This window comes from uncultured Nostoc sp. (assembly GCF_964245575.1).
Lineage (GTDB): Bacteria > Cyanobacteriota > Cyanobacteriia > Cyanobacteriales > Nostocaceae > Nostoc.
In genome coordinates this window covers 19,362-40,900 of the sequence record NZ_CAXTNP010000029.1, presented here as the reverse complement: position 1 = coordinate 40,900, position 21,539 = coordinate 19,362, and the positions used below count along the sequence as shown (strand labels likewise).

Below are 21,539 nucleotides of genomic sequence, written 5' to 3'. Positions count from 1 at the left end.
GGTGTGAGGACGATACTGCTCTCTTTTGCATCTATCAAATCAACAGCTGTTTCAGCCGCAATCGGCACATTGTCAACTGTAGTATCAGTTTCTCCTTTGGTATCTAATCCAGAAATGGTAGTCCAGCCTGCAATACCTACGCCTGCTGCTACCGCAGCACCCGCTAAATCTGTGGAGTCAGTTTCAGCAATAACTTCCTCAACAGTAGGCTCTGCTTGAGATTCTTCCACTGGCAAATTGACAGTGGGTTCAGCTGCGTCCGCTACTACATTGAATACATCTTCTTCTTCTGATAATTCTGGTAAATCGTCGAGCAGTGAAGATGTTTCTACAGTTGATCGTTCTACATCGGCTGTCACTTCGCCAGACTCTGGTAAAGCTAATTCATCTACTGAGTCTGTATATTCAGTTGAGGTAATACTCTCTAGCCAGTTTAATTCTGCTTGAAGTTCCTCATCTATCTGATCTTGATTAATTTCTGTGTCCCAATATCCAAAATCAGATGTGATTTCTGGCACATCTGGTAATTCTGGGAGTGGGGCTGTCACCTCAGATGAAGATAATTCCACATCAGATACCTCTTCTGGAATATTAGCCAGGTGAGGATATGAAGTATTTACTACAGCTGCTGGGGCTTCTATGTCCCATTCAATTTCATCAGAATCCCAGGCAATTTCATCAGAATCAGACTCAGGGTTTATCTCAGTATAATTACTTTGATTAATTGTCTCATCAATCGCATCTGTTTGTGTTTCTTTGTTGGTAAAGGCAGACCAGCTAGCCGCCCCGATACCCGTTGCAAGAGCTGCACCATTAGTTAAAGCTGCGGCTCCCAAGTTGTTATTTTCTGAGCTATTAGCTACGCCTGATGTTGTGTCTTCATAGGAATTAGAAATGCCATTAGTTCCCTCTTGTACTAAATTTGATGTCCCTTGAGTAGCATTCTGGGTCAGGTCAGATTCTGTTTGAGCATAGATGTTGAAAGGAGTGCGATCGGGGCTTTCTTGCTCTTGGAAGTGCGGCACTGGCTGCTCCTCAAGCATTGCTCCGTTAATGGAGGGAGCGGTGCTGGCGTTGATCGCTGCCATTTCTCTATCTTCTCTGCTGGGTGGAGGAGGATCTGATTCTGGTAAGTTGTCTGTTTTCTCAGTAGATGATGGGCGTTTTCCCAGAACCCACCATAGGAACGCTCCAGCTACAGGAACAAAAAACAAAGGTAGGAGCAACCAAAATGGTGTTTCCCTATTGACAATTGGACTGCGTTGTGTAGGAGCAGGAGCCACAAATGGCTGTTCGGCAAATGCAGAAGTAGTTCCACTAGGGGAAGGCGTAGCAGCAGGTGTCGTCTGGGCACTGGGGGAAGCCGTGAGTGCAGGTTGTAATACGTTGGTGGCGATCGCCTCTGCTTCGGCAGTTATACCTTGTTCTATAGCCTTCTGTCCTGGGGGTGCAAGGGTAAAGCCAAGAAAATCTATTGTGCTTACACTCGGATTTTTTTTGTAAACGTAAACTAAAGGTTGCGAGAAGGGATATTTTTCATCATCTGGTAAGGCTTGATGTAATTGCAGAACTCGCACACCTTTCAATTTTGACACCTGATTAGCTAACACATAGCTGATGCCGTCTTTGCCCAGTTGTTTGATGATTTCTGCGGTATTATCCTCAGTTAGTTGGGTAGCATTGGGCCCTGTAGCAAATTCAGCAGTCTTGAAGGCTGGATAAGTCCGAAAAGTATTGCGAGTCTCACTCGTGTTAGGGTGATCGATTAACCGAATCTTCCCTGGAGACCCTCCTAGTTGTGACCAATTTGTAATTTGTCCCCGAAAAATGCGGGCAAATTGCCTACTGGTCAAGCTTCCTTTGAAAGGATTATCTGCACCAACTACGATCGCAATCTTCTCACGGCGCAAGCGAACTTGCTCTAGTCCTTGGGCTTTTTCTGCTGGCGTCAACCCACGCCCCATTGCTGCTATATCGATTTTGCCATCTAGCAAATTTTTCAGTGCCGTATCTGTGCCGTTAGCAGCAACTTCAACCTTTGTACCAGAAAACTGTTTTTCAAAATTCTCTTTCAGGCTTTGGTTGATTGCACCCAAGCTACTTGAACCATCAATCCGCACTATCGTCCCATTCTGCACTGTTTGCGGCAGTGTAAAAGAAGAAGTTTCAGGTTTAGATTGTGCCAGCATAGGTTCTGACACCAGTAAACTTGCTGCCATAGGGGTTGTAACTAAGGCAAGCCATAATACCAGTCTAACTATCGAAGTATCTTTTTTTTCTTGTTGCCACATATGCCCCTTTTTAAAGTAAAAAATAGAAAGCCTATAAATCCTAAATCGCGATCTTTTTAGGGATTATGGAGGAGACGCGCTAATTATACATCTGAGTTATCTTTACTTATAAGTTCCTTTAACGCACTTATATTGATTTATACTTCGCTGTTGTTTGTATAGCATGATAATGTATACTCTAATTGCTAGAGTCTGTTTACTATAAAATTTTCTAATTTATATTGCAACTTATACCAAATTGATAGCCTATGGCGACAATTAGGAATTATTTTATTAGTGAACTACCACACACTGACCCCAATCGGCGCTTCTGAATTCATAGATCGTTGCCCCTTGCCCTTACGAGTCAATGGTCTTACACAGCCTTTATCAGCAAGAAGGGGGTTTCCTGCTGGGAACCCTGGCGTAAAGACTGTTTTATATCGCTCTTCCATCACTCTGGTCAAAGAAAAATCGAAGGTAACTTTTAAACATTAGACAGCAATTGGGTTTAGAGCTTTATTTTCTAACATTATTGTCATAATTACGTTTCTCGCCTGAAAGTCTTGCTTAACAACGATTTTATTTTTTCCTCTGGTGAGAGTGATGAAAGAGGGATATAGGACTCATATTTAATTTTTGAAAAAAACTCAGTACACCTTTATTGCTTCTTCCTAGTATTGAGTCCCCAGTCCCAAGTATTGAGTCTCTACGAGTAATTCACCGAATCAAATCGGATTGCTATATCATGTCCGCTTGATTACTTATTAAACCCTAAGAACTTCCAAAGAGCAGGCGTGGAGGGGATTAAGGGGAGCATCTGGCGTGTGGGGTGCAAAGCTAATCGTCATTCATGTTTCCAGAATGATTTGCTTGTAGTTAGCGGCTCTAGCCCTACTTTTATGCAACTTAAATGCTGATTAGCTTATCAACTAATTCTGGGTTGGTAAAAGCTTATTTAGGCGAGATTTAATATTACTTGTCTTCAAAGTGAAGTAACGGCGTTGTAAAAATATTTTGCGTTGCCAACTTGATGCATCTCGCCAGCGTTCATAGGTGGGAGAGGCTACGTTTGTTAAAAAGCTACGCCACCGTGCAGTCAGTTCCTCAATCCCCGTCTCTACAGAGCGAATACGACCATTGTCTATCATTTCTTGACGTAATTTATGATTGTCGCGCAGGCGTTTCAGAGATGTAATTATCTCGTCAACAGAAGCTACTTCTATATAATCGAGTTCGCTTTTACGTTCATATTGGTAAGCAGATTCACGACCAAGAATGATCGGAACTCCAGCTTGCCAAGCATTATATAATTTAGATGCTGGTTTAATGTTATATGTATTGTTATCAAAGCTACGCACGGCAATGACAACATCCACATCACTGTAGTCGTGCCAGCGTTCAAAGTTCACAATATTCCAATTTAAACCTAAAGCATTGACTTGGTGTTTCCAGGCATCTGTTTGCATCTGGGCAACTAAGTTGTCTACTTGACCAAAGTAGGCAACATTTTCAAATGTATCACCACGCTGATGATCGCGAGGAATCAATCCAGACTGGGGCCAATGGGGCATATAATAGGTTTGCCAAAGGCTTGCAGAATATCTTGTAATTTCATCTTGAGTATTTTGGATAATATGAAGCTGTGCGTAAGGATGATGACTTCTATCTGCACGCAAACAAACAATCAATAATTGTGGTGTTGGTTGTAGGTTGTCTGGCAAAAAATCGCGATGCGCCAAAACAATTCCTTCAGTGGGTAAAGTTCCTACCAATTGACATGGAAATCCATCATGTTTGAGGTGAAGATAGGTTTGTAGAGTCCAGTTATATCGCCCTTGACCGTAACGTAGAGAATTTTGCCATTGCCAGTAAAGATCCGAATTTTCTAATATGCGATCGCTAGGCCATTGGTTTTGGGGAATGTAAAAATAAATAACTGGTAACTTATGATTCATGGCAATATGGAATCAATTATCCAGTCGAGTATAACCCAGCAAAATTATTTGTAAAGGCTTGAAAAGTTTTGGTAATCAAGCTTGTTAACCCTCGTTTTCAGCAGTCTCCCGTGATGGGAAATTCGACTTCGCTTTTATTGCGAATTATAAAAGAATATATTTGTTAATGAATATTAGCAAAAAGTAACGGTATTAGTACTGAGTTCTAATTGTTCAGCAATCACCGGAATCTACTACATTTTTGAGATAACAATGACAATCTGGCTTATCAATCAATGACTCCACCAAGGCATTTAGGGTAGTAGCAGCTAAAGCGCCACCTCCTAAAGTGCCTGCAACTGTAATAAAAGGTATCTCTTGTTGCATCAGTTGTCGCTTGGCTGCGGGAGCATGGCTAAAGCCAATGGGCATTCCAATTACTAGTGCAGGCTGAATTTTCTGGTTGGTAATCGCCTCACAAACTTCTATAAGTACTGAGGGAGCATAACCAACTACCAGAACACAACCCTTACTTACTTGCTGCAATTTTTCTCGCCATTCTTGATGCTGCCAAAAAGCAACTTCTGCCTCTGTGGCGGTGGTAATATGGGGATTATCAATCAAGGTTTCAATGTGGCATCCCAAGTGAAGTAATCGGGTTTGATCTAAAGCAGCAGCAACCGTTTGGGTATCGACAACAATTTGACAGCTTGAAGATAAAGCTTCTCGACTAGCTGCGATCGCATCTTGACTCAATTTAACAAAGGATACCAAACTCACATCACCACAAGCCAAAACTAACTGAGAAATTAAGTGTTGTTCAATTTCCGAACGGTGAGATAAATCAGGTAATAAGCGTTGTAAAGATTCTGAAAAAGCTTCCGAGTGCGTATGAATTTCAGCATCCAAGCCACTCCAGAGATTTTCCAATCCTCCCAATCCGGCTTGGGTTTCAACATCAAGTAACTTCAGTTGTGCCAAAACTTCCGCCTGCATAATTTGACAATGGCGATCGCGCCCCAATAATCCTTCTAATGCTGATGCTGTTTGTCGCAGTTGGGAAATTTGTTGCATCACCGCCCGATATTGCTGCTGGAGTTGTCCCATGAGGTTAACAGTTGTATCCGCTTCTGGTTCGGCTTCCAAAATATTGCGGATATGGTTTAGCTGAAACCCTTGCTGCTTAAGTGCTACAATCCGTTGCAACCGGAGGACATCTTTGTTGGTGTAGAGACGATAATTACTAGGCGATCGCACTGGTTGCGGTAGCAGTCCCAATTGATGGTAATGGCGCACCATCCGTGGAGTTAAACCGCCGCCAACTGCATCAGTGAGTTCTTTAATAGTTAAGCAACCAGCGTTCATCTTTTGATTATTACTCAAATTGATAAGAAGGTATTAATTTTTCTTGTACTGGTCTAAAAGGATAACAATTCTTTAAACTTTCTTCTATTGCAGAATCATATTGCCAATCACTATCCAAGAAACACCAGTCCATAAGATAGTCTTCCTCTTCTTTTACAAATGTAATTCCTATACAACGTCGTATTTTTTGATCATATTTGGCTGCATAGGTTAGATTATGTAACCACTTCAACCTAACATCTTTTTGCTCGTGTTGAAGAGGAATAAAAACAAAACCACAGCCAGTTTCGGGTAAAACAATTCTATAAGGCAACTCAAATTCATCTGAGTCACAAGCTTCTAAGCATAATTTTATTCTGACTTTTACTTCTTGAAGATTTATTCTTCTTAATTTTGCAAATTCAACGATGATATTATAATAAGCATATTCAGTATTTTCTTCATTGCAATTTATATATTTTATTCTTTTGTAGAAGTTTTCTAGGATACCTGAAATACTAAAATTATCTGTATCGTTTTTTAGCCTGTATAAATATTCAAGAAAATTTTTACTTGGAGGAAAACTTGCATCTTCTCCTGATAAGAACTGACCTCCAATAGCAGCTTCAGGTAACTTTTCAGCATTATGAGTATGCTTGATAAGTAAATCTTGACGATAAATAAAATAATCACTAATTTCTGTCGGTGTTAATAATGTTTTGCAAATATTGAAATAATCGTTACCAGAGACAATATGAATAAACCCTGCTTCTTGACTGCTAATGTAATATTTTTTATTTTTATAATATTCCGGAAGTTGCTTATTAGATAAATATATTATAATTTTGAGAAAACTTTTAATCTGATTAAACTTCATATTGAAAATATGCCCTCTTTGATTTGGTATAATTATCTCGTGTTCATATTGTTTAAAATAAAGAAGTGTATCACGTATCTGATTCTTAGCATTTTGAAGTATTTTCTTCTCGAACCATTTTTTTTCGCTATTTACTGAGCTTTTTCCTCCCGTTCTTTCTTTGAATTGGTAAACAATCATGAGGTCGTCAAGCCATATAACATGATCTGCAAGCTCTAGTTCACTGCTACCTTTTGGAGTAAAATTGTTTTTGGAAAATGAAAATTCTTTAAGGAAGATATTTGCATTTAATTGAGCTATTAATTCTTCTAAGTTCATATCTTTGTTAAATAAAAAACTCCCATTTTTATGTGTTTATTGTAACTAATTTTTCATCCAGGAACGCAGAGAAAGATTTAACTTTGCGTATCTTTGCGCCTTTCTCAGCGCCCCTACCTTGTGGGAAGGCGAAGCGCCTATGCGTTTCAAAATCATTATAAAGCTTGACATTAACATTAATGTCAAGCTTTAGGGTGAGAGAGTCCCTGTAAATTCACCTCTCATGCTCTATCCCCAGCGTTTCACCCAATTCACCAGAGAACACGCAGATACCGTAGCAGCGCTTTTGTGTGGCTTACTGTTATTTCTCGGATGGTTCGCCTTGCATCTTGGCGCTTTGGGATTGGCATTCCTGCTGCTACCTGCTGCTTACGTGATTGGTGGTTACGAAAGTGCGCGGGAAGGATTGACTACTCTCTTCAAAGAAAGAGAACTTGATGTAGATTTGCTGATGATTGTCGCCGCCATTGGTGCTGCTAGCCTCGGCTTATGGCGAGGAGAATATCATCTAATTATTGATGGGGCAATTTTGATTCTGATTTTTGCCATCAGTGGCGCACTAGAAGGTTATGCTATGCAGCGAACTGAGCGGAGTATCAGGAGTTTGATGAGTTTGACGTCAGATACAGCAAGGGTTTTGCTTCAGGGAAGGGAAGAGGAAATTCCTATTAGTCAGCTAAAGGTGGGTGATGAGATTGTCGTCAAACCCGGAGAGCTAATTCCTACTGATGGGATAATTTTATCCGGTTACAGCACCCTCAATCAAGCTGCAATTACAGGCGAGTCTTTACCTGTAGAGAAAACGGTAGGCGAAGAAGTATTTGCCGGCACACTCAACGGCTATGGTGCATTGCAGATTAAAGTACACAAACCAGCCCAAAGCAGTTTAATCCAGCGAGTGATTCGTTTGGTAGAACAAGCAAAGACTCAAACACCACCTTCGCAAGAGTTTATCGATCGCTTTGAGAAAGGATATGCCAAAGTCATTGTAGTAGCCGGAATATTACTAGCAACTTTACCGCCATTTCTCTGGGGTTGGGATTGGGAAACGACGATTTATCGGGCGCTTACCTTCTTAGTGGTTGCTTCTCCCTGTGCGCTGATGGCTGCAATTATGCCCACCCTACTTTCGGGAATCGCCAATGGTGCAAGACAGGGGATTTTGTTTAAAAATGGGGCGCAGTTGCAGAAGATTGGCAAAGTCCGAGCGATCGCATTTGATAAAACTGGTACTCTCACAACAGGACAGGTGCAGGTTTTTCAGGTAATTTCAGTTGGTGAATACACTCAAGCAGATGTATTAAAAACCGCAGCAGCAGTAGAATCCTCTTCTGAACATCCCATCGGTAAAGCAATTGTACAGGCGGCTGGTGATTTGGATCGGGTTGGTGCAGTTCAAGTGCAAGCTATACCTGGACAAGGAATTGTAGGAATCACCCAAGAACAACAGGTAATTGTGGGGAATGCGATTTTTGTGCAAAAGTATGTCACAAATTTACCTGAAGAATTGCCAGAAATGGCTCAATCTTTAGAGCAAGAAGGTAAAACTGTCGTTTGGGTAGCACAGGGAAGCAGGGGAGCAGAGGTGATGGGTATAATTGCGATCGCAGATGAAGTCAGAGCGCAAGCAGCCGCAACCATTACCCGGTTAAAGAAATTAGGAGTTGAACAAATTGTCATGTTAACCGGGGATAATCAAGAAACTGCTCACAGTGTCGCCAAAGCAGTCGGAATTGATCGGGTGTATGCTCAACTTCTACCAGAAGATAAGCTTGATGTGATTCGCCGTTTACAGCAACAATATCAAACTGTGGCAATGGTGGGCGATGGGATTAATGATGCACCGGCTCTAGCCCAAGCATCTGTGGGTATAGCGATGGGAATATCTGGTAGTGATGTGGCATTAGAAACCGCAGATATAGTACTGATGGCAGACAGGTTAGAAAAAATTGCTGTAGCGATGCATTTGGGTAGGCGATCGCAAGCCATAGTAAAACAAAATATATTCGTAGCGTTGGGTTTCATTATGTTGCTTTTGGTGGGCAACTTTCTGGGAAATATTAACTTACCCATCGGCGTCATTGGGCATGAAGGCTCTACAGTGTTAGTTACCCTCAGTGGGCTGAGATTGCTGAAATAAAGCACTTTTCTCTTTTCTCTATGTCCTCTGTGCCATTTATTTATCAAAAAAGCTTCATGTTCAAAACCTCGCCGCAAGTGGCGCGAAAAAGTCCTTGTATCTCAAGGTAGGTAAAAACCCCACTTGCAAGTGGCGTGGCTTAGTTTACAGCAGTTTTCATATATTTGAACCACATCTATCGTAGGGGCACAGCAATGTTCCCTACCGCGTGGTCTATTTACCTGAAAATAGCTGTAATTGCTCTCTTCTCTACGAGACGCTTTGCGAACGTAGCAGGGCGTAGCCCATTGCGAATGGGCGAATTCAGAAAAGTAGACATATAGTCTATATTCCGATAGGAATAAAACGGCAAGATTTCAAATACCGAGTCCAGCAACACAGCACCATGATTTGGGTTACAGATGCTTCAGGAAGTTGGGTATCACCTTTATGACATGAACGGATCACCAGCTTTACTAGGTACAGCATTTCATTAATTCGTAGCGAATTAAATTTGGCAATACTTTGCAATGCCAATGCATCGGCTGACAATGCCAATGCATCGGCTGACAATACCAATGCATCGGCTGACAATGCCAATGCATCGGCTGACAATGCCAATGCATCGGCTGACAATGCTAATGCATCGGCTGACAATGCCAATGCATCAGCTGACAATGCCAATGCGTCCCTTGGATGATGGTGATGAAGTAGCCTTCGTCTTCATCGGGTAGAAAGGCTGTTGGTACTGTGGTGTATAGCCAAGCAGTCATTCCCAAAGAAACAATAAACAGTCCAATGACGATGCTTTTGAATCGTACCAGCCAGGTAAGCGATCGCTCATAACTTGACCTTACCCATTCCAAGAATCGATTAATCTGGTCAAAAATCCAACCCAGCCAGCCTGAAGGTTTTTGTCCTTGACGCAGCAGCAACGCACACAAAGAAGGTGTTAAAGTCAAACCCAGAAAAGTCGAAATCGCAATGGAGAAAGCGATCGTCAGCGCAAATTCCCGATAAAGTGCGCCTGTAGTTCCCGGAAAAAACGCCACTGGCACAAACACCGCCATCAATACTAGTGAAGTAGCAATAACTGCGCCAAACAGTTCCGCCATTGATTCACTAGCCGCTCGGCGAGGACTAATTCCTTTATGCTGAATAAAACGGGTGATTTGCTCCACCACAACGATCGCATCGTCTACCACCATCCCTGATGCTAAAGAAAAATTGGCCGCTTAATAAAGAAGTCTACAAACATGGTTTAAAAAATCGGGCATTTGGTATTTGGCATTGGGAAGAGACAAGGGGACAAGGGGAAGGGAAAGACGGCGTTGCAAGTTCTAACTTTTGTCCCCTGCTCCCCCTGCTCCCCCTGCTCCCTACCTCCTGACTTAAAGATTCCGACTACCCACTTCTTGCGGTGCAGGAGTGATAGGAGCGCCATTGGTTAGACTAAGAATACCGGAAACAACAATTTTGTCCCCAGCTTTTAGTCCTTCGATAACTTGATAATTATTCCCCTCAATAACTCCCAATTTCACGGGTTTTTGTTGAGCTACTAAAGATGGAGATGACACTCCAGTTTTCGGCTTTTGTGCCGGCGCTTCAGCTTTCGGCTTTTCTGCTGGTGCTTGAGCGACAAAGACAAAAGTCTCTCCACCCAGGCGAGATACTGCTGTAACTGGAATTAAAATTCCTGGACGTTCGTTCCAGATTACTTTGGTTTGCACTGACTGGAGATTGATCAGTTGACTTCTAGAATTACCAAAGTTGGCTTTAGCCAAAACTGTCTGCGAATCAGAACTAGCATTTGGAGAGATGAAACTCACCTTACCCCTTGCTGTGGTTTTGCCTTGGGCATTTAGCATTTGCACTGTTAATCCCAAGCGCAGTTTTTTGGCATCTTCTAGGGGAACGGAAATATTTAGTTCTAAAGAGTCGTTTCTAGTCAGTGTAGTGAGTTGATCTGCTTTTTCTACATAATCTCCCACCTTTGTTGGAATACGACCAACAATGCCAGTGAAAGGTGCAAGGACTTTAGTGTATTGCACTTGGACTTGGGCTGCTTGGACTTGGGCTGCTGCTTGACTTACTTGCGATCGCGCTTGGGCAATTTCTTCTGGGCGGGAACCATTTTCTAGTTGCCTTAAGTTTTGTTTCTGTTGTTCTAGGGCACCAGCTAGCTCATTGATACTAGAATTTCTACTTTGGCGGAGTTGGTCTAAACGTTTCTGGGCTACAACAAGGGCAGCTTCAGCACTTTGCTGTTCTTTAACATATCCTTCTAAGGTATCTTGGGAAACAGCACCCTCTTTTCTCAATTGTCCGTATCGCTTGGCTCGTGACTGTGCTAGTTCCACGTCAGATTTAGCTGACTGAATTTGAGCCTCAGCTTGAGCAATTTCTTCTGGTTGCGATCCCGATTGGGCATCTCGAAACCGAGCTTGGGCTTGGGCTAACTGCGCTCTAGCTTGGGCAACTTCTTCTTGTCGCGTACCCGCTTGGAGTTCAGCAAGCTTTGCTTGGGCTTCTTCTAGTCCAGCTTTTGCTTGTGATAATTGAGCTCGGACATTATCACTTTGCAAACTAATAATAACTTGCCCTTGTTGAACACGGTTGCCCTCTTGGATAAAAATCTGCGTTACTCGTCCTTCAACCTGTGGCTTGATGATTACTGAACGTGGAGCCTCTAAGAAGCCAATAAACTCCGAACTATCCTGCACAGTTTCAGTTTGCACAGTTGCTAGCTTGACGGGAATTGCCATAGGTTGACCAGCACCAGGCCCGCCCGGTGGTGCATTGCTAGCATTACTAGTTTGCCACCAGCGCCAACCAATACCAACACCTGCAATTAATAGGACGATTCCCAACAGCAGGGGCCAACGCCGCTTTTGAGGTGGCTTTGGCGATCGCTCTGGCAATGGTTGCGACTCTTGACTAGAATCATTAACAGCAGGCTGTTCTATTTCAACAGGCAGGGTAGAATCAGGGAACTCAGAATTGGACATATTCGGTTTCTCGTCTTGTGGATTTAGACTTGGGCAATCTACTCTTCGCTAAAAAAGCATTGTTGTCATGTTGTCTGACAAATATATTTGGGTATTTGGGTATTTGGGTATTTGGGCGATCGCTCACGTTGTCTAGCACCTGAAATAAATATCCTATAGCACATTATGGCTATTTTGTAAATTACTTAGATTAAATCATTTTCAAAGTGTAATTTATAAAATCTTTTTTAGGTAGTCTCAACCCAGTGCCTTAGCTGAAAAAGAAAACAGGGTTAATCTTGTTGCAGACTAATCAATTAAACCTCCTACCTTCTGCAAAGGCAAAGTGCTAATACCACGCACAAATAAATTCACACAAGTTTCCATGTAGCATTCACGACTGTACAAAGAGTGCGGTGGGGATATCGCTAAAACGCAGGATACCGTGAAGCAACATACCCGTGAAACTATCCACAGATGCTTTCAAATCTATATCTGAGGATACCGTGCCCTTCTCTTGACTCTTTTGCAAGTACACAACTAGCTGTTCGCGCAGCGATTTGTCAGTCTCGTATAAGATCAGACGGGCGGCATCAGGATGTCGCTTCGCTTCCCCAATAAATGTCCGAATCAGGTCTTCATACTCCTCTATCATCTGGTTGCGAAGCCTTGCATAATTCTTGAGGTCAATGTATAGGTCTTGAGTCCAGCCGTCGTGATGGGCTAAAGCTTCTGTTTGTAAAGCGATCACTTCAGTAATCACAGCAGCTAGTAGTTGCTCTTTGGTCTGGAAATGACGAAATAAAGTTACCTCATTGACCGCAGCAACACGAGCAATTTCTCGCGTCGTCGCTCCATTTATTCCTGTTGTTGCAAACACCTGAGTTGCTGCCTTGATCAAGCGTGCATGAGTTTGTGCCGTCCTTGATGCTAAGTTTTCCATGAGCGTTTGCAAGTGCTTGCTTGCATTATAATCACATAAAAGATGAGATGAATAGAAGTTACAGATGAGTTTATCGCTCTTAAGTAGTAGTGAATACTGATCTTAGGGAAGAGAAAAGTATGAAGCGATGCCAATGGCGGGCTACGCCTACGCTGTTAATTGAGCTTTATTAAGTAAGGTTGTAAGTTTCATCAAGTTATCCTCCACCAAGAACGACGTACAATCAATCAGTGTTCTCTAGAATCCTATTTTTGAGCAGTCTCAACTTCCTACACTTAGGTCACCCGATCGGTTGATTTTCAACTCACCCGAATGGGTGATTTAATTTTTCCTAATTACGGTTTTGTATTCCCAGTTCCTTAATGTTCGCTAATTAAGAAAGCATCCCATTTTTGTAAAAAATCTCCAGTCTCCAGCCCTTTTTAACCATCCACAACTGATTTTTTGGAATTTAATTTCGGCAAGATACCTAGAGTTGATTTTCGGTTAGCAACAATATGAGAAAGCAGCCCTTCATACCGATTAAGTGCTTGCTCCAAAGAATAGTTTTCTTCGGCAAACTGTCTTCCTGCGTTACCTAGCCTCGCCCCTAGAGTAGGATTAGCATATAAATCATGCACCGCAGCAGCGATTGCATCGGGTGATTCTGGCTCAACAATTATCCCACCACCACTGAGTTGGATTGCTTTTGCAGCAGTACCAGTGGCGGGAACTGAACCCACAATCGGGCGACCACTCGCCAACAGTAGTGGTATTTTTGAAGGCATATTAAACGAAATCACATTGCGCTTTTGCACAATCAACCCGACATCAGATGCTGCTAGCATTTCGGGTAGTTTTTCTCGGGGCTGCAACGGTAGCAGCAAAACATTATCTGCTCCATTTAAAATACAATATTTCTGCAACCTTTGTAATGCTATTGATTCACCAACGATAACAAAGACAATCTCCTTAATATGACGCAAGCAAACTGCTGCTTCTATTACTGTTTCTAAACCTTGCGTTAGAGCAATGTTCCCCGAATAAAGTACTACAAATTTACCATCAAGTTGATGGCTAGATATCCAGGAATTTTTCGGTTTTGGTAAGGGACAGATGAAATTTACATCCACCCAATTGGGAATACAAACGATTTTATTAATAGGTACTCCCTTATTCACTAAATTGTCACGAAATCCATCGGCAATCACACTAATAGTGTGTGCAGACCGATATGCAAATTTCTCTAAGGCTGCAAGAGTTCGGATCATCCACTTGTTCTTCAATAGTCCGATCCGTACCGCAGCTTCTGGTAGAATATCTTGCACATTTAGAACTACTGGGCAGTTGTATAACCAACCAAATATTGTTGCTGGTAAAGTACCGAAAAGAGGCGGTACTGTTAAGATAATCACATCAGGGCGTCCGCCTTTAAAGGCTTGGGGTAAGCTCGTGCAAACAAAGCTCAACTCTAGTAATAGCCGATCTATAAGGTTAGGTTTAGACTTAATTCGCAGGTAACTTCGTTGAATGGTAACGCCATTTTTTTGTTCAGTAACGTACCACTTACCCCGATACTCATCGTAAATTTCGCGCTGAGGATAGTTGGGCATTCCCGTAATCACCCGCAATTGGTGACCTCGCTTTACTAGTCCTTCTGCTAATTCAGTCATTAACGGAGCAATACCAATCGGCTCTGGATGATAGTTGTAGGAATAAATCAGTATGTGCATGAGCTATTTGTGAATTTTGTGAAGACAGCCGGATATAATCGGATTTATTCCTTCATAATCAGTAGGTGCTGCTACTTTTATTACTTATTTAAATTTATAAATTTGCTTCATTAACAGTGCGTTAAACATTGTTGATGAATTTTTTAGTGGTTTTTAAAAAAGAATTTTTTTCCTGCATAAAGCACTTAAAAATTAAGGTATCACTTTGTGTAAATACCTTAGGTTTTTAGAGGTCGTTTTAAAAGTTCCAGAAGGTATAATTTTCTGGATCTGACTTGGATCAACAACAAGGAAAACATCAGCTTTCAGTTATGTACTGAAATGCTTGGCTGTGTTCAGCATGAAAGGAAAATACCCTTTTAAAACATCCTCTTCTAAAGATAGTTTTTAGTTTCTGGTTATTTATGACAATATTTGTCCTGGTTGTTTCTGAACTAATGCCTAAATTTACAACTTGGGGGATTCTACCATCATATTCAAGCTCGTGCATATAACCCGCATTCCGCCCTTTAAACTGGCACATAGTGTTGATGAGAATTAATGAGTTTTAATGATAGCCCTACCAGTTCACTGAACTAGTAGGGCTAGAATAGAGATTCAGTAAATTTGGCAAGCTCTGACTAGAAGGCCCTAATTTCTAGCAAGAGGCTTGCTTTTTCTTCACAGATGAACCTACACCCAAGGCAGCAAACGCTAGCAAACCAAACATAGAAGCAGGTTCAGGGACTTTGGATACCTGAATAGAGCCAGAATTTTGATCTAGTGTTATTGACGTTGCCTGTTGATCGACATCCTGACGTAAGAATAAAGAGTCGCCAAGCGTTCCCTGGAAGAAATATTCTCCAATTACACCCGTCCCTCCTGCTATATCAAAGGGGCCAAACAATGTCTGAGTGGAAGTATCATAGTTGAAAGCGAAGAAATCAGATTCTGACACTCCACCAGTAACGGTGTTATAAGTTCCCAGAGCATTATTAGATGGATCTAAGAAGGAGACATTCAAGGATTGTAAAAAGTTGGTCGCTCCACCACCAGCTTCTGAAATGATTGTTGGTGCTGTAGTTTCGTCGTAGCTGAATGAACCTATTGCTGAATAACCAGCATCACCTTGCCAGTTAAAGTTTAACTCAATAGCTTGGGCTGGGTTGTTAGCAGCAGCGATGCCTGCGGCGGGCTACGCCGAAGCAACACTAAAAGCAGCACGTGGTGGCTGCGATCGCGGCGATTTTGGTAAAAATATTTTTCATGGTCATAACTCCAAAATTGATTTTTTGCATAATGCACATATCAATCCATCAAACAAAACTAAGCTTACGATATAAATTTATATACGTAAATACCGCATAAAACTACGGTAAAAAATGTAATGAATCAATGAAGTGGAACACTTTTTTTGTGAAGTTTTGTATAAAATTCCAAGTCTCTAACGATGTCTTACGACAAGCCACAACTCTTGGAGACGCACTCGCGTTTGCGTCTATGCTCCTTTGTTTTGTATGGAATACACTCTGACCAGAAATAAAAAGGTACAAGCCCCTAAATTTATTTATGGTTACTGAGCGACTTGTACTGAGCGTAGTCGAAGTAAGTCGAAAGGAGCCGAAGTATGGGCTTGGTAAATTTTTGAATGAGTGAATGCGTGACTTCCCCGAACGCGAGTGCATCTCCAAGAGTCGGGGCTGACCGATTAAGCTAAAAATCACGAGCGATCGCTTGAGAATAACTGATAAAGTTGAGCTACGCAAAGTTGAAAACAGTGTTATATGCCTGCGTTTCTATTAGAAGTTGGTACAGAAGAACTACCTGCAAGTTTTCTCAGTGATGCTTTAGTGCAATGGCAGGAGCGCATTCCCCAAAGCCTGGAAGCAAACAGCCTCAAGGGTGAAAGTGTTCAGGTGTACGGTACTCCCCGGCGTTTGGCGGTAGTGATTAAAGGTCTACCATCCCAGCAACCAGACCGAGAAGAAGAAATTAAAGGGCCCCCCGCCCAAGCCGCCTTTAAAGATGGTCAACCTACTGCTGCTGCTATCGGCTTTGCCAAAAAGCAAGGTGTAGAAATGGATGCGCTGTTCCTTCGCCCCACTGACAAAGGGGAATTTGTCTTTTTACAAAAAAGAATTCCTGGCCGTCCTGTAGCGGAAATTTTAACAGAACTAATTCCCCAATGGATTTGGGGTTTAGAAGGTAAGCGGTTAATGCGTTGGGGAAATGGGGATGCGAGGTTTTCCCGACCAATTCGCTGGCTGGTAGCTTTATTAGACGAGACGGTGCTACCCCTAGAATTAGTGAATGGTTCTAAAACGATTCAGAGCGATCGCATTTCTCAAGGTCATCGAGTCTTACATCCTGATCCTGTGACAATTGCCCAAGCTACTGATTATGTTACCGCTCTCAAGTCTGCCTATGTCACAGTTGACCCAGAAGAACGGGCAAATATTATCAAAGAGCAAGTAAAGGCAGTAGCAGAGAATTTAGGCGGGTATACAGTAATTTACCCCGATTTGTTAGAGGAAGTAAGCAATCTCGTAGAATATCCTTCTACAGTTGTTGGTAAATTTGAACCAGAATTTTTGGAATTACCAACTGAGGTAATTACTGAAGTTATGGTTACTCATCAACGTTATTTCCCTGTATTCAAACCAGATAGTTATCAGCAAGAATTATTACCAAACTTTATCACAATTTCTAACGCTGATCCCCAGAAATCAGATATTGTTGCTGTTGGGAATCAAAGGGTAATTCGTGCGAGATTAGCTGATGGAAGATTTTTCTACGAAGCTGATTTAACTAAGCCGTTAGAAAGCTTTTTACCACAGTTAGAAAAAGTCACTTTTCAAGAAGAATTGGGTTCGGTGCGTACCAAGGTAGATAGAGTAGTTAAGGTTGCCGAGCGAATCAGCACCCAATTAGAATTAGAAGAAGGCCAAAGTCAAAGAATCCAACGTGCTGCTTTATTATGTAAAGCAGATTTAGTTACTCAAATGGTGTATGAGTTCCCAGAATTGCAAGGCATTATGGGAGAAAAATATGCCTTAGCCAGTGGTGAAGATGCCGAGGTAGCAAAGGCAATTTATCAACATTATTTGCCAACAGGAGCCGGTGATATTTTACCTGAAACTCTCACGGGTCAAATTGTCGGTTTGGCAGATAGATTAGATACTTTAGTAAGTATCTTTGGTTTAGGTTTAATTCCCTCTGGCTCCTCTGACCCCTTCGCTTTGCGCCGTGCTGCTAATGCTGTAGTTAAAATTATTTGGTTTTATAATTTGCCGATAAACTTAGATGATTTATTAGCGCAAATAGCCATAGATTTTGCAGCGAAATATCACAAAGACCAGGCATCATTAACCGCAGTGTTACAAGAGTTTTTCTTACAACGCATCCGCACTTTACTACAAGAAGAAAAGCAGATTGATTACGACTTAGTAAATGCAGTTTTGGGAGAAAATGACCCAGAATACACAGAACGGACGTTAAAAGATTTATTGGATGTACGCGATCGCGCCTTATACTTACAAGAAATCCGCAATGACAGTACCTTAGATAACATCTACGAAACCGTTAACCGTTCCACACGATTAGCCGCTCAAGGTGATTTGGATACAAAACAGCTAGAACCAACCACCGTAGTTCGTGAAGAACTATTTCAAAAGCCCTCTGAGGTAGCTTTGTATAATGCCTTAATCGAATCAGTACCACTTGCCTCAGCAGCACAGCAGACACGAAATTATCAACTATTAGTAGCAGCACTAACAAAAATTGCTCCGACAGTTAGTAACTTCTTTGATGGGCCAGATAGCGTTTTAGTTATGGACTCCGATCCAGAAGTTAAGCGTAATCGATTACATCTGCTCGGACTAGTTCGCAATCATGCCCGTGTTTTAGCTGATTTTGGTGCGATCGTCAAAAATCTGTAGTGTAGGTTAATAAAAACTTGTGTAATTTTTGCCAATAGACGCTACTATAGGGAGTGCTTAACCAGGGACTCTGCTGCAATCTATGCCTAAAGCTACTGTAATTGGATTGGGAAAGTCCGGTATTGCTGCGGCGAGATTGTTGAAACGGGAAGGTTGGGAGGTAGAGCTAAGTGATAGCAACACCTCCGAAACCCTCCTACAACAACAACAAGAACTCGCTGCCGAGCAAATAACCGTAAAACTAGGCCAATCCCTAGAATTGAATCGTGCTAATTTACCCCAATTAATAGTCGTTAGTCCTGGCGTACCTTGGGATATTCCCGTATTAATTAAGGCACGCCAATTAGGTATTGAAACCATTGGGGAAATGGAACTCGCTTGGCGAAATTTGCGATCGCTACCTTGGGTAGGAATTACTGGTACTAACGGCAAAACTACTACTACAGCTTTAATTGCTGCCATTTTTCAAGCAGCAGGCTTAAATGCACCCGCCTGCGGTAATATTGGCTACGCCGCTTGTGATGTTGCCCTATCTTGGAGGGGGAGAGGAGCAGGGAGAGCAGGGGAGGCAGGGAGAGCATTTGATAATTCCTCACTCTTAACAGACGTGATTAATCGCGTCTCTACTCCAAACTCCTGTACAGACGCGATTAATCGTGTCTCTACTCCAAACTCCTGTACAGACACGATTAATCGTGTCTCTACTCCAAATTCTTCACTCGATTGGGTGATTGCGGAACTTAGCAGCTATCAAATAGAATCTTCGAGTTCTCTTGCACCACATATCGGTATTTGGACGACTTTCACACCGGATCACCTTAGTCGCCATAAGACTTTAGAGAACTATTACAACATCAAAGCCAAGCTATTGCGTCAGTCTGAGTTGCAAGTATTCAATGGCGATGATGCCTACTTGAGGCAGCAAGGTTTAAGTGCTTGGCCTGATGCCTATTGGACAAGTGTCAAAGGAAAAGATTTCCTGATTAGCGAAAAAGGCTTTTACATTGAGGACGACTGGGTTGTGGAAAAATTGACTGCAACCTCTGCACCAGAACCGATTGTGAAAGTATCTACTTTGCGGATGGTAGGAGAACATAACCAACAAAATCTCTTGATGGCAGTAGCAACGGCACGATTAGCGGGAATTAATCGTGATGCGATCGCACGTGCTATTGTTGAATTTCCCGGTGTTGCTCATCGTTTGGAGCATATCTGCACTTGGGAAGGTATTGATTTCATTAACGACAGCAAAGCCACTAACTATGATGCTGCCGAAGTTGGTTTAGCATCTGTGAAAAGTCCAGCGATTTTAATTGCTGGTGGAGAAGCTAAAGCAGGTGATGATACTGGCTGGTTAGCACAAATTCAAGCCAAAGCTGCTGCTGTGTTATTGATTGGCTCTGCTGCACCCACATTTGCCCAACGCCTCCAAGAGGTGGGGTATTATTCTTACGAAATTGTGGAAACTATGGAAAGGGCAGTCCCCAAGTCGGCGGAATTAGCCAAGGAGTATGAAGCGCCTGTGGTGTTGCTATCTCCAGCTTGTGCGAGTTTCGACCAATACCCGAATTTTGAGGTGCGGGGCGATCGTTTCCGTCAGTTGTGCCTTGATTGGGCAAAAGCTGAGAAGCTTCAATACAACTCGATTTTTTCATCTCCTTTGCCTAATTGATTCACTGCATAACTGCAAGCTACACACTGAATGAATTCTGTAAAATTATTAACAATTTTGGAATTTGGTAGCAATTAACTGTATTATACACAACTGATAATAATACTGTGCAGCCAGGAGAGATTTATGAAATTAAAAATGGTTGCCGCTTGGCAATATGCAAAGAAAAATTTTGTTTTCCCAAGAAATATTATATTTTTTGGGTTAGCACTTTTACTGATTTTAGGTTTTAGTACGATTGTAAACTTCACACCATTGGCTCAACCTGCCACGGCTCAAGTGGCTGCACTTTCAACCACTATTTCACGTTCTACCGTAACTGCTGAATTTGGTAGAGATAGAGCAGGTAGCGATTACTCCCGATTTCCTATTGAACCATTCGCTTCAATTTGCCAGCAGTCTTGTGTTAATGATAGCAAGTGTAGTGCTTATACCTATGTTCGACCAGGAGTACAAGGTGCTAGTGCTGTTTGTTATTTAAAATCTGTAGCACCAGCATTAACACCAAATAGCTGCTGTGTATCCGGTGTGAAATTGTAAGCTAAAAGTGCGGTGCGAACTTCTGCCAATCTGTACTAGAAGGATTGTTTAGAGCTAATTTAGTGATTTCCTATAATTATGTTTTGCTGTATGCAACTTCAACCTCATGAGCGATGCTTGTAGGTTTAGGAATAGGTAAACCATCTTCTAGCATTCCTTCTATATGAAATTCAATAGCTTCTGCAATCATCTGCTTGACTTCTTCTAAGGTTGCACCTTTAGTTACACAACCTGGTAAATCAGGGACATAAGCAGAGTAATTACTATCCGCCTTTTCAATCACCACTACGTAATGCATTGCCGTTCTCCTTATAACTGTGCTTGCCTCCAAATACTACTGAGAGTACCAGGGGCTAAGTCGTCAGATAATTTACCTGGAACTGTAACTAAACCTGGTTTACCCTGATGCTTGAACTGTCGATGACTACCTTTAGTTCTATCAAGATACCAACCACCATGCAATTGAGAACCGCTATAGGAGGATTGTTTAGTACTAATTTAGTGATTTCCTGTAATTATATTTTGATGTAGTTTGCAACTTCAACCTCATGAGCGATGCTTGTAGGTTTAGGAATAGGTAAACCATCTTCTAGCATTCCTTCTATATGAAATTCAATAGCTTCTGCAATCATCTGCTTGACTTCTTCTAAGGTTGCACCTTTAGTTACACAACCTGGTAAATCAGGGACATAAGCACCGTAGCTAGTTTCTCCCTTTTCAATCACAACTGTATAACGCATTACTCTTCCTCCAATTGAGCTTGTCTCCAGATGTTTTTAAGAGTACCAATTGGCACATCCACATTTGGTTTACCAGACACTGTTACAGTACTGGATTTATCTGGATGTTTGAACTGTCGATGACTACCTTTAGTTCTAGCAAGATACCAACCATCAGCTTCTA

At 42.0% G+C, this 21,539-nt stretch carries 18 protein-coding genes and 1 pseudogene; 5 read left to right on the top strand and 14 right to left on the bottom strand.

Translation table 11 applies throughout. The features are described from left to right. The 4 genes from ACFFAP_RS07360 to ACFFAP_RS07345 form a co-directional block, all read right to left on the bottom strand. The coding region (locus tag ACFFAP_RS07360; RefSeq protein WP_375510605.1) for a substrate-binding domain-containing protein at positions 1-2,219 on the bottom strand (2,219 nt) is incomplete at its 3' end. A 983-nt stretch (positions 2,220-3,202) separates the two neighbouring features. Beyond that, complete coding sequence (locus ACFFAP_RS07355; protein WP_375510604.1) at positions 3,203-4,228, bottom strand: glycosyltransferase; 1,026 nt, start codon at positions 4,226-4,228, stop codon at positions 3,203-3,205. Positions 4,229-4,441: 213 nt separating this feature from the next. Further along, entirely contained in the window at positions 4,442-5,572 is a 1,131-nt protein-coding gene (locus tag ACFFAP_RS07350; RefSeq protein ID WP_375510603.1) for a precorrin-8X methylmutase, read from the bottom strand. Between the two features lie 10 nt (positions 5,573-5,582). Further along, on the bottom strand, positions 5,583-6,746 hold the full coding sequence (locus tag ACFFAP_RS07345) for a hypothetical protein (protein WP_375510602.1): 1,164 nt from the start codon (positions 6,744-6,746) through the stop codon (positions 5,583-5,585). Positions 6,747-6,969: 223 nt separating this feature from the next. On the opposite strand from ACFFAP_RS07345, the gene ACFFAP_RS07340 reads away from it, so the two are divergent. Then, the gene (locus ACFFAP_RS07340) at positions 6,970-8,886 is read left to right on the top strand and encodes a heavy metal translocating P-type ATPase (protein WP_375510601.1); all 1,917 of its coding nucleotides are present in this window, start codon (positions 6,970-6,972) and stop codon (positions 8,884-8,886) included. Between the two features lie 324 nt (positions 8,887-9,210). Here ACFFAP_RS07340 and ACFFAP_RS07335 read toward each other — a convergent pair whose 3' ends face one another. The 6 genes and pseudogenes from ACFFAP_RS07335 to ACFFAP_RS07310 form a co-directional block, all read right to left on the bottom strand. Then, a complete protein-coding gene (locus ACFFAP_RS07335) occupies positions 9,211-9,543 on the bottom strand; it encodes a hypothetical protein (protein ID WP_375510600.1) in 333 nt (110 codons plus the stop codon). Between the two features lie 11 nt (positions 9,544-9,554). Beyond that, a pseudogene (locus ACFFAP_RS07330) lies at positions 9,555-10,088 on the bottom strand (efflux RND transporter permease subunit); the annotation flags it as partial. A gap of 168 nt (positions 10,089-10,256) precedes the next feature. Next, the gene (locus ACFFAP_RS07325; RefSeq protein WP_375510599.1) at positions 10,257-11,873 is read right to left on the bottom strand and encodes an efflux RND transporter periplasmic adaptor subunit; all 1,617 of its coding nucleotides are present in this window, start codon (positions 11,871-11,873) and stop codon (positions 10,257-10,259) included. Positions 11,874-12,246: 373 nt separating this feature from the next. Continuing rightward, positions 12,247-12,795: a TetR/AcrR family transcriptional regulator gene (locus ACFFAP_RS07320; protein ID WP_375510598.1), complete on the bottom strand. Its 549-nt coding sequence runs from the start codon at positions 12,793-12,795 to the stop codon at positions 12,247-12,249. Between the two features lie 422 nt (positions 12,796-13,217). Continuing rightward, entirely contained in the window at positions 13,218-14,507 is a 1,290-nt protein-coding gene (locus ACFFAP_RS07315) for a glycosyltransferase family 4 protein (RefSeq protein WP_375510597.1), read from the bottom strand. Between the two features lie 637 nt (positions 14,508-15,144). Beyond that, positions 15,145-15,510 carry a PEP-CTERM sorting domain-containing protein gene (locus ACFFAP_RS07310; protein ID WP_375510596.1) on the bottom strand — a complete coding sequence of 122 codons (366 nt, stop codon included), beginning with the start codon at positions 15,508-15,510 and terminating at the stop codon, positions 15,145-15,147. 142 nt (positions 15,511-15,652) lie between these two features. Here ACFFAP_RS07310 and ACFFAP_RS07305 point away from each other — a divergent pair, with 142 nt between their 5' ends. The 4 genes from ACFFAP_RS07305 to ACFFAP_RS07290 all read left to right on the top strand — a co-directional run bounded on the left by ACFFAP_RS07305 (position 15,653) and on the right by ACFFAP_RS07290 (position 20,636). After that, a complete protein-coding gene (locus ACFFAP_RS07305; protein WP_375510595.1) occupies positions 15,653-15,829 on the top strand; it encodes a hypothetical protein in 177 nt (58 codons plus the stop codon). Between the two features lie 441 nt (positions 15,830-16,270). Further along, positions 16,271-18,424 carry a glycine--tRNA ligase subunit beta gene (glyS, locus tag ACFFAP_RS07300; RefSeq protein WP_375510594.1) on the top strand — a complete coding sequence of 718 codons (2,154 nt, stop codon included), beginning with the start codon at positions 16,271-16,273 and terminating at the stop codon, positions 18,422-18,424. Positions 18,425-18,506: 82 nt separating this feature from the next. Continuing rightward, on the top strand, positions 18,507-20,096 hold the full coding sequence (gene murD, locus ACFFAP_RS07295; RefSeq protein ID WP_375510593.1) for a UDP-N-acetylmuramoyl-L-alanine--D-glutamate ligase: 1,590 nt from the start codon (positions 18,507-18,509) through the stop codon (positions 20,094-20,096). 126 nt (positions 20,097-20,222) lie between these two features. Further along, positions 20,223-20,636, top strand: a complete 414-nt coding sequence (locus ACFFAP_RS07290; RefSeq protein WP_375510592.1) for a PAN domain-containing protein — start codon at positions 20,223-20,225, stop codon at positions 20,634-20,636. 76 nt (positions 20,637-20,712) lie between these two features. Here the strand turns inward: ACFFAP_RS07290 and ACFFAP_RS07285 are convergent, their stop codons facing one another. The 4 genes from ACFFAP_RS07285 to ACFFAP_RS07270 form a co-directional block, all read right to left on the bottom strand. Then, complete coding sequence (locus ACFFAP_RS07285) at positions 20,713-20,934, bottom strand: type II toxin-antitoxin system HicB family antitoxin (protein ID WP_375510591.1); 222 nt, start codon at positions 20,932-20,934, stop codon at positions 20,713-20,715. A gap of 11 nt (positions 20,935-20,945) precedes the next feature. Continuing rightward, positions 20,946-21,098: a type II toxin-antitoxin system HicA family toxin gene (locus ACFFAP_RS07280; RefSeq protein WP_375510590.1), complete on the bottom strand. Its 153-nt coding sequence runs from the start codon at positions 21,096-21,098 to the stop codon at positions 20,946-20,948. Between the two features lie 53 nt (positions 21,099-21,151). Beyond that, positions 21,152-21,376 carry a type II toxin-antitoxin system HicB family antitoxin gene (locus ACFFAP_RS07275; RefSeq protein WP_375510589.1) on the bottom strand — a complete coding sequence of 75 codons (225 nt, stop codon included), beginning with the start codon at positions 21,374-21,376 and terminating at the stop codon, positions 21,152-21,154. Further along, the coding region (locus tag ACFFAP_RS07270; RefSeq protein WP_375510608.1) for a type II toxin-antitoxin system HicA family toxin at positions 21,376-21,539 on the bottom strand (164 nt) is incomplete at its 5' end. The genes ACFFAP_RS07270 and ACFFAP_RS07275, both read right to left, overlap by 1 nt.

Bases quoted from the DNA above. Each gene is read 5' to 3' on its own strand.
- ACFFAP_RS07290 (WP_375510592.1), top strand. From the start codon at position 20,223: ATGAAATTAAAAATGGTTGCCGCTTGGCAATATGCAAAGAAAAATTTT.
- ACFFAP_RS07350 (WP_375510603.1), bottom strand. From the start codon at position 5,572: ATGAACGCTGGTTGCTTAACTATTAAAGAACTCACTGATGCAGTTGGC.
- ACFFAP_RS07320 (WP_375510598.1), bottom strand. From the start codon at position 12,795: ATGGAAAACTTAGCATCAAGGACGGCACAAACTCATGCACGCTTGATC.
- glyS (WP_375510594.1), top strand. From the start codon at position 16,271: ATGCCTGCGTTTCTATTAGAAGTTGGTACAGAAGAACTACCTGCAAGT.
- ACFFAP_RS07285 (WP_375510591.1), bottom strand. From the start codon at position 20,934: ATGCATTACGTAGTGGTGATTGAAAAGGCGGATAGTAATTACTCTGCT.
- ACFFAP_RS07340 (WP_375510601.1), top strand. From the start codon at position 6,970: ATGCTCTATCCCCAGCGTTTCACCCAATTCACCAGAGAACACGCAGAT.
- ACFFAP_RS07355 (WP_375510604.1), bottom strand. From the start codon at position 4,228: ATGAATCATAAGTTACCAGTTATTTATTTTTACATTCCCCAAAACCAA.
- ACFFAP_RS07325 (WP_375510599.1), bottom strand. From the start codon at position 11,873: ATGTCCAATTCTGAGTTCCCTGATTCTACCCTGCCTGTTGAAATAGAA.
- murD (WP_375510593.1), top strand. From the start codon at position 18,507: ATGCCTAAAGCTACTGTAATTGGATTGGGAAAGTCCGGTATTGCTGCG.
- ACFFAP_RS07345 (WP_375510602.1), bottom strand. From the start codon at position 6,746: ATGAACTTAGAAGAATTAATAGCTCAATTAAATGCAAATATCTTCCTT.
- ACFFAP_RS07275 (WP_375510589.1), bottom strand. From the start codon at position 21,376: ATGCGTTATACAGTTGTGATTGAAAAGGGAGAAACTAGCTACGGTGCT.
- ACFFAP_RS07315 (WP_375510597.1), bottom strand. From the start codon at position 14,507: ATGCACATACTGATTTATTCCTACAACTATCATCCAGAGCCGATTGGT.